13 protein-coding genes are annotated in these 12,440 nt (G+C 31.4%); 7 read left to right on the top strand and 6 right to left on the bottom strand.

What is annotated here, in order from left to right; all coding sequences use genetic code 11:
* Positions 1-151: 151 nt before the first annotated feature.
* Complete coding sequence (locus tag JM82_RS04350) at positions 152-1,285, bottom strand: sensor histidine kinase (protein ID WP_145001519.1); 1,134 nt, start codon at positions 1,283-1,285, stop codon at positions 152-154.
* Between the two features lie 114 nt (positions 1,286-1,399).
* Entirely contained in the window at positions 1,400-2,296 is an 897-nt protein-coding gene (gene xerD / locus JM82_RS04355; protein ID WP_145001520.1) for a site-specific tyrosine recombinase XerD, read from the bottom strand.
* A 187-nt stretch (positions 2,297-2,483) separates the two neighbouring features.
* Here xerD and JM82_RS04360 point away from each other — a divergent pair, with 187 nt between their 5' ends.
* The 4 genes from JM82_RS04360 to JM82_RS04375 all read left to right on the top strand — a co-directional run bounded on the left by JM82_RS04360 (position 2,484) and on the right by JM82_RS04375 (position 5,366).
* Complete coding sequence (locus JM82_RS04360) at positions 2,484-2,990, top strand: outer membrane beta-barrel protein (protein ID WP_145001521.1); 507 nt, start codon at positions 2,484-2,486, stop codon at positions 2,988-2,990.
* Between the two features lie 450 nt (positions 2,991-3,440).
* On the top strand, positions 3,441-4,031 hold the full coding sequence (locus JM82_RS04365) for an outer membrane beta-barrel protein (RefSeq protein WP_145001522.1): 591 nt from the start codon (positions 3,441-3,443) through the stop codon (positions 4,029-4,031).
* An 80-nt stretch (positions 4,032-4,111) separates the two neighbouring features.
* The gene (aroQ, locus tag JM82_RS04370) at positions 4,112-4,528 is read left to right on the top strand and encodes a type II 3-dehydroquinate dehydratase (protein WP_028283145.1); all 417 of its coding nucleotides are present in this window, start codon (positions 4,112-4,114) and stop codon (positions 4,526-4,528) included.
* A gap of 199 nt (positions 4,529-4,727) precedes the next feature.
* Complete coding sequence (locus JM82_RS04375; protein WP_145001523.1) at positions 4,728-5,366, top strand: porin family protein; 639 nt, start codon at positions 4,728-4,730, stop codon at positions 5,364-5,366.
* 90 nt (positions 5,367-5,456) lie between these two features.
* Here JM82_RS04375 and lpdA read toward each other — a convergent pair whose 3' ends face one another.
* Positions 5,457-6,833, bottom strand: coding sequence for a dihydrolipoyl dehydrogenase (gene lpdA / locus JM82_RS04380; protein WP_145001524.1), 1,377 nt, complete (start codon positions 6,831-6,833; stop codon positions 5,457-5,459).
* A 118-nt stretch (positions 6,834-6,951) separates the two neighbouring features.
* Between lpdA and JM82_RS04385 the strand changes: the two genes are divergently transcribed.
* Positions 6,952-8,241 carry an NAD(P)/FAD-dependent oxidoreductase gene (locus JM82_RS04385; protein WP_145001525.1) on the top strand — a complete coding sequence of 430 codons (1,290 nt, stop codon included), beginning with the start codon at positions 6,952-6,954 and terminating at the stop codon, positions 8,239-8,241.
* Here JM82_RS04385 and JM82_RS04390 read toward each other — a convergent pair.
* The 3 genes from JM82_RS04390 to msrB (JM82_RS04400) are packed head-to-tail and all read right to left on the bottom strand — an operon-like array spanning position 8,231 to position 9,624.
* On the bottom strand, positions 8,231-8,758 hold the full coding sequence (locus JM82_RS04390; protein WP_145001526.1) for a DUF1572 family protein: 528 nt from the start codon (positions 8,756-8,758) through the stop codon (positions 8,231-8,233). The genes JM82_RS04385 and JM82_RS04390 overlap by 11 nt on opposite strands.
* On the bottom strand, positions 8,751-9,146 hold the full coding sequence (msrB, locus tag JM82_RS04395; RefSeq protein ID WP_145001527.1) for a peptide-methionine (R)-S-oxide reductase MsrB: 396 nt from the start codon (positions 9,144-9,146) through the stop codon (positions 8,751-8,753). The genes JM82_RS04390 and msrB (JM82_RS04395) overlap by 8 nt, the downstream gene beginning before the upstream one ends.
* Positions 9,139-9,624 carry a peptide-methionine (R)-S-oxide reductase MsrB gene (gene msrB / locus JM82_RS04400; RefSeq protein ID WP_145001528.1) on the bottom strand — a complete coding sequence of 162 codons (486 nt, stop codon included), beginning with the start codon at positions 9,622-9,624 and terminating at the stop codon, positions 9,139-9,141. Before msrB (JM82_RS04400) ends, msrB (JM82_RS04395) begins: the two co-directional genes overlap by 8 nt.
* A gap of 135 nt (positions 9,625-9,759) precedes the next feature.
* Here msrB (JM82_RS04400) and JM82_RS04405 point away from each other — a divergent pair, with 135 nt between their 5' ends.
* Both JM82_RS04405 and JM82_RS04410 read left to right on the top strand, forming a co-directional pair.
* Positions 9,760-11,169, top strand: coding sequence for a glycogen synthase (locus tag JM82_RS04405; RefSeq protein ID WP_145001529.1), 1,410 nt, complete (start codon positions 9,760-9,762; stop codon positions 11,167-11,169).
* 2 nt (positions 11,170-11,171) lie between these two features.
* Complete coding sequence (locus tag JM82_RS04410; RefSeq protein ID WP_145001530.1) at positions 11,172-12,437, top strand: glucose-1-phosphate adenylyltransferase; 1,266 nt, start codon at positions 11,172-11,174, stop codon at positions 12,435-12,437.
* Positions 12,438-12,440 lie beyond the last annotated feature (3 nt).

Consider the following 12,440-nt stretch of genomic DNA (forward strand, 5'->3'; position numbering starts at 1 on the left):
GGCGTGCAAACAAATATCTAAAATTATGATTGGTTATAAGTTACTTAGTTGAAATAAATAATTATATCGATAAAATGCATTTTTTTTAGATTAAACACTAATATCATCGATTAAATGTGATTTTATTTTTTGTTTATGAAGATTATTCTTGTTAATTAGGTAGCGTTATAGTAAACGTGGTTCCTAAATTTACAGTACTTTCTACAGTGATTGTTCCACCAAAAGCTTCAATTTGATTTTTTACTAAATATAATCCCACACCTTCAGAGTCATGGTTTTTATGAAACGTCTTATATAATCCAAAGATATCCTTACCAAACTTTTTTAAATCTATACCACAGCCATTATCTGTAATTTGTATTTCAATAGACTGTTCCGTACATGTGCTACTAATATGTATTTCTGGATGACGTTGTGGATGCTTGTACTTTATAGCATTTAATACTAAGTTTTGTATAATACTGTGAAAATAAGAGGTGTTAAAATTTAAAAAACAGTCTGGAGTTGTATTATTATGTATCAGTGCGTGGTTTTCTGATATATGATAATTTAAGTCCGTTAAAACGGTATTAATTTCAGTATTAATACATAGCTTTTCAGTATCTGTTTTTTGCTTGGATTGTACAGTAACTATTTCGTTTAAATTACTTATAGTTTTAGATAAAGATTTAGATAATGTAATTAAATACTCCATCATTTGGTCTTTTTCAGACACAGTTTGCGCTTCTTTATAAAAATCTAAAAGGCTTTCAAAATTTCCTGCATGTTGTTTTAGATTATGAGTCACAATGTGTGCAAAGTTTTGCAGTTTACTGTTTTGCTTAACTACTAAGTCCAAAGTTTCTTGTACTTTTAATTCATTTAAAGCATATTTTGTAATATCTACATGTGTTCCAATAAATCTAGAGGCTTCTCCTTGCTTATTTTTTTCGATAACTTTACCACGATCTAAAACCCATCTATAAGATCCATCTTTATGTTTTACCCTATGTTTGTTTTCGTAATAGGGTTTTATTCCATTAATGTGCTCTTGAAAATCCTTATGGTATTGTTCTTTATCTTCAGGATGTACACGATCATTCCAATCGTTTATATTTTGCCCAAATGTGTCGTCGTTTTCAAAGCCTATAATGGCTTTAGATGGTTTAGAAAAAAAAATGGATTGACTGGACGCGCAAAAATCCCAGATGCCTACCTTAGATATTTCTAATGTAGATTCCCAGTTCTCATTTCTAATTTGAAAAGAATTTTGATTGTTTAGAATACCCTTAATTAACTCTGACATAAAGTAGTGTTTATTAAATAGTTAGTTACAAAGGGATTCAGTCAATTTGCTTTAATCAACAGCACAAATATATGTTAAAATACTGATTTTTAACAACATATTTAAAAGTTTTTTTTATTTTCTTGGGTGAAAATTATTTATCACAGCTGTTAAATGCGATCGGTCTAAATGTGTGTAAATCTCTGTGGTGGTAATGCTTTCATGACCAAGCATTAATTGTATAGCTCTTAAATCTGCACCATTTTCTAGTAAATGTGTTGCAAATGAATGTCTAAATGTATGCGGAGAAATAGTTTTATCCAACTTAATCTTTTTTGCTAAATCTTTTATTATCGTAAAAATCATAGCCCTAGTTAATTGTTTACCTCTTCTATTTAAAAACAAAATATCTTGATGGTCAGGATTTATGGTTAAATGATTTCTAATTTGGTTTTTATAAATCAAAATATATTTTTGAGTGTCCTCCAATATTGGCACAAAACGTTGCTTGTCACCCTTACCAGTAATTTTTAAAAACCCTTCATCAAAAAATAAATCTGATAGTTTTAAATTAGTAAGTTCACTAACACGTAAACCACAACTATATAATACTTCCAATATGGCCTTATTGCGTTGACCTTGTGGATGTGTTAAGTCAATTGCGCTAATTAAATTATTAATATCATTCTCGCTTAACGTATCAGGCAATTTACGTCCAATTCTGGGTGAGTCTATGGTATCTAACGGATTATCTTTTCTGTAATCTTCAAAAATTAAATAATTAAAAAAACCTTTTAAACCAGATATTAATCTAGACTGTGACCTTGGATTTAAATTTTTGGCAGCATCATAAATAAAGTCTTTTATTATAGTTTTATCTATGGTAATAGGTGAGTGGCTAATTGTGTTAGCTTCTAAATATTTAATAAGTTTTTTTACGTCTAATAAATAACTATTAACAGAATTAACAGAAAGTCCTCTTTCTATTTTTAAATACATGGAATAATCCTCTAATGCTTGGTGCCATTTCATAGGGTTTAAAGGTATTAATTTATAATCATGTTAAATTAAAAACACCTCTATTTTTGTAAGTGATTGAATATTAATAATTAAAACTTTAAACCTTGCTTTAAGTGTTAATAGTGTGTTAAAGCTATTTTTTGTTTTGTTAAAGAATTGCTAAATTGCTAGGGTATTAATCAAAAACAAATTTTTAATTATGAAAAAATTATTTACAATCGCAGCTGTAGCTGTATTAGGAATGACAAGTGTGAATGCACAAGATTTTAATTTAGGGATTAATGGAGGTATGCCATTAGGTGATGCAGGTGATATATCATCTTTTAGCGCTGTTTTAGATTTAAATTACCTTTGGGAAGTTTCAGATGAATTTGAAGCAGGTTTAACCGCAGGTTTTTCTCATTCATTTGGAAAAGAAGATGAGTATTCTTTTGGAGGTACTACAATTACTGTTGAGGCTGAGGATATTAGTTTTGTGCCTGTAGGAGCTGCTGCAAGATTTAATGTTTCAGATAGTTTTACCATAGGAGCTGATTTAGGTTATGCTATTGGAATCAATGACGGAAACGATGGAGGATTTTATTATGCTCCAAAATTACAGTACGGGATTTCAGAAAGCCTAGATTTAGTTGCTGCATACAGAGGTGTAAGTGCCGATGGAGGATCATTTGACATAGCTACATTAGGTGTTGAATTTAAATTATAATTGAATTTAAATATATCTTAGTAAACCGAAGCTTTATAGCTTCGGTTTTTTTTTGTTACATATTTAATATCTTAATTAATTATAAATTTTGGCTTTTATAAATGAATTTAAATCTTGTATTATGTATGTGATTTTTATGCTTTTTTAATGATTGTAATATATCTAATTAATTACCAATAATATTGTTTATAAAATTGTTAATAAAGTGATTTTAATGCTGAATTAAGGCGTATTTATTTAACAATAACTAGTGTTTGGTTTTTATGTAATCTTTCTGATAGTAAGGCTTAACATAAATTTTATCAAAATAAAACGTTAAATTTTATTTTTAATGTTTTGATTTATAAATACTTGTTAATAACCGTGTTTCTTTTGTGTTATTTTTCTTGTTTAAACTCTTAATTGCTCCTAATTTTGTCGGCTCAAATAATTTAAAATTTAAATTTAATTATGAAAAAATTATTATTTACAGCTGCAATCGCAGTATTAGGATTTACAAGTGTTAATGCACAAGATGATGCTACTGTTGGTGGTTTCGAAAAAGGAGATGTTTTTATTTCTGGTTCTGTTGGTTTTGGTACTGAAACTACTGGAGATTTAGATTCAAACGTGTTTAACATTGCTCCAAAAGTAGGATACTTCGTATCTGAGAACATTGCAGCAGGTTTGAAAGTTGGTTATACTTCTTTATCTTCTGATAATGATGGTACTGATTTAGTAGACGCAAATGAATTTGCAGTTGGTGTATTTGGAAGATATTACTTCGCTCCAGCTAGCCAATTTTCTTTATTTACTGAGTTAGGTGTTGATTATACTTCAGGAGAAGATAAATTAGCAGATGCTAAGTATGATGGATTTGACATTGCTTTTGCTCCTGGTATTAGCTATTTCGTATCTAAAAACTTCGCTATCGAAGCTTCTGTAGGTGTTTTAGGATACTCTACAACTGAGCCTGATTTTGATGGAGCTGAGTCTACTGATACTTTTAACGTAGGATTAAACTTAAGCGATATTAACTTTGGAGTTGTTTACAAATTCTAAGTTTTTAAAACTTTATTATAAAAAGACCGAAGCTTAATCGCTTCGGTTTTTTTATGCCATAACTTTTGTATTTTTACTTTATGAAAAAACTAATTATAATAAATGGACCTAATCTTAATCTATTAGGTAAACGAGAACCAAACATATATGGTAGCCTATCTTTTACCGAATTTTTGGATCAAATTCAATCTAAATATCCATCTGCAACCATACAGCATTTTCAATCTAATATTGAAGGCGAATTAATTGATAAATTGCAAGAGGTTGGTTTTAGTTATGATGGTATAATTTTAAATGCAGCAGCTTACACACATACCTCTATTGGTATTGGTGATGCTGTAAAAGCTATTGAGACTCCTGTAGTCGAAGTACACATTTCTAACACCTTTGGTAGGGAAGAGTTTAGACACCAATCCTACGTGTCTCCAAATGCAAAAGGGATTATTCTTGGTTTTGGATTGCAAAGCTATGAATTAGCCATTCAAAGTTTTTTGTAATATAAAGCGCATTAATAATTTAGGCTTTACTTAACTTTTAAAAGCATAACTCTTAAAATAAATTTAATTTTTTAGTATAAAATAAGGTTTCTATTAAATACTGTTAAATACAGCCATATTGCTGTTAAACGTTGTTAACAGAACATCTGTACTTAGATGCAGTTCGTAATTTTGATGTATTAACCTTAAAAAATATACAATGAAAAAATTAATTTTAAGTACAGCACTATTTGTTTCTGGATTAGCATTGGTAAATGCACAATCGGATTCAAGAGAAGTCCAATTAGGTATAAAAGGTGGATTAAACTCATCAACAATTAGTGGAGATGATTTAGGTGATTTAGATTCTAGAACTAGCTTTAATGCTGGTTTAGTTGCAGAAATCCCATTAACTGAAAGATTATCATTCCAGCCAGAGGTATTGTATTCTGGTCAAGGATTTGATGTTAGAGAGATTGACCAAGATAATATAGTGGATACTGACGAAAATATCGAATATCAATTAGATTACATTCAAGTACCATTATTATTAAAAGCATATATTGTTAAAGGACTTAGTGTAGAGGCTGGACCACAATTTGGATTTAAAATCCACGAAGAGTTTGATTACCAACCAAACAGCGATGGTGGAGATATCGAAATTGATTCTGATGACTCATACGTAAAAGACTTTGATACAAGTATCGCCTTAGGTGCAGCTTATAAGTTTGATAATGGCTTTTTCTTAAGTGGACGTTATAACTTAGGTGTGACAGATATTTTTGAAGATGGTACACCATTTGAAGGTGTCGATGCTAAAAATAACGTGTGGCAATTTGGTATTGGATTTATGTTTTAATCCTATACAACCTATATAAATAAAAAAAGTTCCAGATAATTCTGGAACTTTTTTTATGCTTTAAAGTGTTTAAAATAAATTTTAAAACTTTTATAAATGTATTACTTCGTCATAAGCATCTGCAACAGCTTCCATAACCGCTTCACTCATAGTTGGGTGTGGATGTACTGCTTTTAATACTTCGTGTCCTGTAGTTTCTAATTTACGTCCTAAAACAGCTTCTGCAATCATATCAGTAACTCCTGCACCAATCATATGGCAACCTAACCACTCACCATACTTAGCATCAAAAATCACTTTTACAAAACCATCTTTAGCTCCAGAAGCACTAGCTTTACCTGATGCCGAGAAAGGGAATTTTCCAACTTTAATATCGTATCCTTGATCCTTAGCTTGCTTTTCGGTTAAACCAACACTTGCAATTTCTGGACTTGCATAAGTACAACCAGGTATATTACCATAGTCTAAAGCTTCAACATGCATACCAGCAATTTTTTCGACACATAAAATTCCTTCAGCAGAAGCAACGTGTGCTAAAGCTTGACCAGGAGTTACATCTCCAATTGCATAATATCCAGGAATATTAGTTTGGTAGTAATCGTTAACTAATATTTTGTCTCTATCAACCGCAATACCTACATCTTCTAATCCAATGTTTTCGATATTAGTTTTAATACCAACAGCACTTAAAATAATGTCAGCTTCTAAAACTTGTTCACCTTTAGCAGTTTTAACCGTTGCTTTAACACCTTCTCCAGACGTATCAACTTTAGTAACTTCTGCAGATGTCATTACGTTTATACCACTCTTTTTAAATGACTTTTCTAATTGCTTAGACACGTCAATATCTTCAACAGGTACAATGTTTGGTAAGTATTCTACAACAGTAACTTCAGTTCCCATAGAGTTGTAGAAGTATGCAAACTCAACACCAATTGCACCAGATCCAACAACAATCATCTTTTTAGGTTGTGTTGGTAATGTCATTGCTTCTCTATAACCAATCACTTTTTTACCATCTTGTGGTAAACTTGGTAACTCTCTAGAGCGTGCTCCAGTAGCAATTACAATATGATCAGCACTATAAACGGTTCCGTCTACTTCAACTTTTTTTCCTGGTTTTAATGTACCAAAACCATTGATTACCTCAATTTTGTTTTTTTTCATTAAAAACTGAACACCTTTACTCATGCCTTCAGCAACACCACGACTACGTTTAACAACAGCATTAAAATCTTTATCATAATCTGTTACGGATAAACCATAATCACTTGCGTGCTTTAAGTATTCAAAAACCTGAGCAGATTTTAGTAACGCTTTAGTTGGAATACAACCCCAATTTAAACATACACCACCAAGACTTTCTTTTTCAATTATAGCGGTTTTAAGGCCTAATTGTGAAGCGCGAATTGCGGTTACATAACCTCCAGGTCCACTTCCAAGAACAATTACATCGTATTTACTCATTCTATTATTTTTTGTAGTTTTAAGAAGTTACGAAGTTACAAAACCAAATTTGAATAAAGAATTTAGATTCTTAAAAAATTATAACTTTATATTACCTTTGTCATGCAAGTTTTTTTATATGAATATACCTAAATCTAGTTTTCCTCGAATTATAATAATTGGTGGTGGTTTTGCTGGCATTGCGTTAGCTAAAAAATTATCTAAACAAGAAGTACAAGTTGTTCTTTTAGATAAGCACAATTATCATACATTTCAACCATTGCTATATCAAGTTTCAACTGGAGGATTAGAGCCAGACTCCATTGCGTATCCTATTAGAAAGGTTTTAGGAGATTTTCCTAACTTTTTCTTTAGGTTAGCAGATGTTTCTGAAATTAATACAGAAAAAAATAAAGTTATTTCTAATATTGGAGAACTTAAATATGACTATTTAGTAGTAGCATCAGGCTCTAAAACCAATTATTTTGGTAATACATCTATCGAAGCCAATAGTATGGAAATGAAAACCGTACCACAATCTTTAAATCTTAGAAGTCTAATTCTTGAAAATTTTGAAGACGCACTTTTAACTTCGGATTTAAATGAAAGAATAGCTTTAATGAATTTTGTTATTGTTGGTGCAGGTCCAACAGGAGTAGAGTTAGCAGGTGCTTTAGCCGAAATTAAAAAAGGTATTTTACCCAAGGATTATCCAGATTTGGACACACGATTGGCACAGATTAATTTAGTGCAATCTGGTGATAAGATTTTAAAAGAAATGAGCCCTCAGGCGTCTCAAAAAGCAGAAGATTTTTTAGAAAAGTTAGGCGTTCATGTTTGGAAAAATGTAAGAGTAACTGGTTTTGATGGTAAAACCGTTACTACAAATAGTGATTTAACCTTTGATGCTGCAACAGTTGTTTGGGCAGCAGGAGTTAAAGGAGCAGCTATAAAAGGGTTGGACTCAGACCAGTTTGTGTCTAGAGGTAATAGGATTATGGTTAATGAGTTTAACCAAGTTAAAGGTTTAAATAATGTTTTTGCGGTTGGAGATGTAGCACAAATGGAAACAGAAAATACGCCTCATGGTCATCCTATGATGGCACAACCAGCAATACAACAAGGTAGGTTATTAGGTGATAATTTACTTAAAATGTTAGAAAATAAACCAATGAAACCTTTTACTTACAAAGATAAAGGCTCTATGGCTACAGTAGGACGTAATAAGGCTGTAGTAGATTTGCCAAACTTTAAATTTCAGGGTGTTTTTGCTTGGTTTGTTTGGATGTTTGTTCACCTATTTTTTTTAATAGGTTTTAGAAACCGAATGATTGTTTTTATTAATTGGGTGTATAATTACATTAGGTTTGATCGTGAAGCACGTTTAATTATTAGGCCTTTTAAAAAAGAGATAAAGTCTAATTCTTAGTCTTATTAAATTTAGAGTCATTAAATGCTTTAGAAGTCCCTTTTGGTATGGATAAAGATTGCCAATCTTCATTTTTAATTATAATGCCAATATAGGCTATTTGACCAATATGGTATGAATAGTGTCCTAATTGCCTAAAAATAGCGTCAGAGACTGTTTGGCTTTCGTTTCTTATATAAACAATACGCTCTAAATCGTTATTTTTTAATGGTGTAATAGCATCGTAAAGACATTGCCAACCTTTTTCCCAATCAGCAATTAATTCAGCTTTATTTGTATAAGTGGCTTCAAATTCTTGTTCGCGTTGTCGCCATTGTTTTTCGCCATCTTCAGTTAAAAAATTGGTCCATCTGCTTAGCATATTTCCAACCATATGTTTTACAATTATGGATACGCTATTGGAGTTGTCGTGAGATTGCCAATTCATTTCATTAAATGATAACTGCTGAAGGGCTTTGTCTCCAGCAGTTTTATAATAATCAAATTGTTTGATTAGGCTTGTAATGTAATTATTCATTTTTAAAATCTACACTTGCCGAGTTGATACAAAATCGTGTTCCAGTTTCAGTTGGACCATCATTAAATACATGACCTAAATGACCACCACAATTAGAGCAAACTACTTCTGTTCTAATCATCCCATGAGACTTGTCTAGTATATTGGTAACGCTACCTGGAATAGCTTCGTCAAAACTAGGCCAACCGCAATTAGACTCAAACTTACTGTTACTTTCAAAAAGTTGTTGGTTACAGCCAGCACATGCATAGGCTCCATTTTCAAAATGAAGGTTATATTTTCCAGTATGGGGCATTTCTGTACCTTTTTTGCGTAAAATACGGTACTGTTCTTCCGTTAACTCATTACGCCATTCTTGTTCTGATTTTGTGACTTTATAATTACTCATTATCTGGCTTAAAATTTAATGCAACTCCGTTAATACAATGTCTTTCTCCTGTTGTTTCCTTAGGACCATCATTAAAAACGTGACCTAAATGTCCACCACAAGTTGCGCAATGTTCTTCATCTCTAGTATAACCAATTTTGGTATCTGTACCAAATGCTACATTTCCTTTAATTTCTTGATCAAAACTCGGCCATCCTGTTCCGGAATCAAATTTGTTTTCACTTTTAAATAAAGGTGTATCACATGCAGCGCAATGGTAAGTTCCTGATCTATGCTCTTTATTTAAAGCACTAGAAAAGGGACGTTCTGTTCCTGCTTGTCGTAAAACATAATACTCAGCATCAGATAATTCTGCTTTCCACTCGGAATCTGTTTTAGTGATTTCAAAATTTTCTTTTTCTTTTTCTTTTGTGTCTTGCGCGTTGCCTTTACAATTAAATAAGGCACATGCAAATACTAATAATGCAATTTTTTTCATATTTTCTTCTTTTTTTTAAAGATATCCTAAAATCTTAAAATAGAATTAATACAGTCGTAATTTTAATTTAAAAATAACATTTTACTGTTTGTGATTTTAAGTGTAACTTTTCAACGTCTAATAAAAATGTAATACATGAAAATATTTCATATAAGCGCAGAATGTTATCCTATAGCTAAAGTTGGAGGTTTGGCAGATGTTGTTGGAGCGTTACCAAAATATCAAAACAACCTAGGAGCAACATCTAGTGTTATTATGCCTTATTATGATAATGCTTTCACCCAAAAAAATAATTTTAAGTCAATTTATGAAAGTAAATTAGACTTTAATGGTCATAAAATAGGTTACAATATTTTAAAAACTAAAGCTGCAGTTTTAGATTTTGAGGTTTATTTTGTGGATATCCCAAACCTTTTGCACAAAAATTATGTGTATTCTGCAGATGATACAGATCGCTTTTTAGCCTTTCAGATTGCGACATTAGATTGGATATTATCATTTAAAGATTTACCAGATATTATTCATTGTCATGATCACCACACTGGATTAATACCCTTTATGTGTCAAGAGAGTTTTAAATATAAAAGCTTAAATACAATTCCGGTAATTACTACCATCCACAATGCACAATACCAAGGTTGGTTTGGCTATGATAAATTACATTTAATACCAGAATTTGAGTCTACAAAAACAGGATTGTTAGATTGGGACAATTGTATAAATCCTTTGGCAGCAGCAATAAAATGTGCTTGGCGTGTAACCACTGTATCGCCTAGTTATATGGACGAGTTAAAACTAGAGGCCAATGGACTACAAGATTTATTACAACATGAAAGTAATAAATGTATAGGTATATTAAACGGAATAGATACAGTTGTTTGGAATCCCGAAACAGACCATTATATAGATCATAATTATAATATAAAAACATTAGAAGCTGGTAAATTAGCCAATAAATTAGCGTTGTGTAAAACCTTTAATTTAGATGAAAGCAAACCGTTAATTACATTTATTGGACGATTGGTGCATGAAAAAGGTGCAGACGTTTTTCCTTTGGCAATAAAAAAAGCATTGGAAGACGAAAATTGTAGTGTTTTGGTTTTAGGCTCTGGACATGACGAAGCTGAACAGGCTTTGCTTCAGTTAAAAGAAAATAATACAGGTCTTTACAATGTATTTATTGGCTATGACGAAAAACTGTCGCATAATATTTATGCAGGAGCAGACTTTTTACTAATGCCATCAAGGGTTGAACCTTGCGGATTAAACCAATTATATGCTTTGCGTTACGGAACAATTCCTGTAGTGAGAAGTATTGGAGGTTTAAAAGATACCATTGTAGATATTGACAAAAATGAGGGTTTTGGAATTAGTCATGAAGAAGTCTCAGTAGCGCAAATTTACAAAGCCATTACCCGAAGTGTTGATTTATATAATAAAACAACTATCTTTAAATCAATAAGAAAGCATATTATGACCATTGATCATTCATGGGACGTTTCTGCAAAAGCATATATTAATTTATACCAATCTTTAAAAAAATAACTATGATTAATAATAAAGTGTTATCTATAATTTTAGGAGGAGGACAAGGATCCAGATTATATCCATTAACTGCAACTAGATCTAAACCTGCAGTGCCTATTGCTGGAAAGTATAGATTGGTAGATATTCCTATTTCTAATTGTATTAACTCAGATATCAAACGCATGTTTGTATTAACACAGTTTAACTCGGCATCCTTAAATCGTCATATTAAAAACACCTATCATTTTAGTTTTTTTAGTTCGGCTTTTGTAGATGTTTTAGCTGCTGAGCAAACACCAGGTAACGAAGGTTGGTTTCAGGGTACAGCAGATGCGGTTAGACAAAGCATGCATCATTTTTTAAGTCATGATTTTGAGTATGCCTTAATCTTGTCTGGAGACCAATTGTATCAAATGGATTTTAACGAGATGATTGATGCACATATTAAAGCTAAAGCAAAAATATCTATAGCAACTATTCCTGTAAATGCTAAGGATGCAACGTCATTTGGGATTTTAAAAACAGATGATAAAAATGTAATTACTTCTTTTATAGAAAAGCCTGATGCATCATTGCTACCAGAATGGACATCAACCGTTAGTCCAGAAATGGAAAGTCAAGGTAAAAACCACCTAGCATCAATGGGAATCTATATTTTTAATAGAGATTTATTGGTAGAGCTAATGAGTAATCCAGATACAAATGACTTTGGAAAGGAAATCATTCCGCAATCCATTGCAAAGCATAAAACACTTAGTTATCAATTTGAAGGATATTGGACAGATATAGGAAACATAGATTCTTTTTTTGAAGCTAACTTAGGCTTGACGGATGATATACCTAAATTTAATTTATACGATAAAGATCAAAGCGTCTATACACGTGCTAGGATATTACCAACATCTAAAATATCCGGAACCGCTTTAGATAGAACAGTTATTGCAGAAGGTTGTATTGTGCATGCTGCTAAAATTGAAAAATCAGTCATTGGTATTAGATCAAGAATAGGTAAAGAAACCACCATTATTAACACCTACATGATGGGTTGTGATTCCTATGAATCTTTAGAAGAAATAGAGTCTAATAAGATTAATATTTTAATGGGAATAGGAGAGCGTTGTTTTATAAAAAACACCATTATTGATAAAAATATAAGAATAGGAGATGATGTTAGAATTAATGGTGGAAAGCATTTAGAAAATAAAGAAACGGATACCTATGTTATTAAAGATGGTATTGTTGTTATTAAAAAAGGAGCTGTAATACCTAATGGATTTGTAATATAGCTT

It is taken from the genome of Olleya sp. Hel_I_94, assembly GCF_007827365.1.
Classification (GTDB): domain Bacteria; phylum Bacteroidota; class Bacteroidia; order Flavobacteriales; family Flavobacteriaceae; genus Olleya.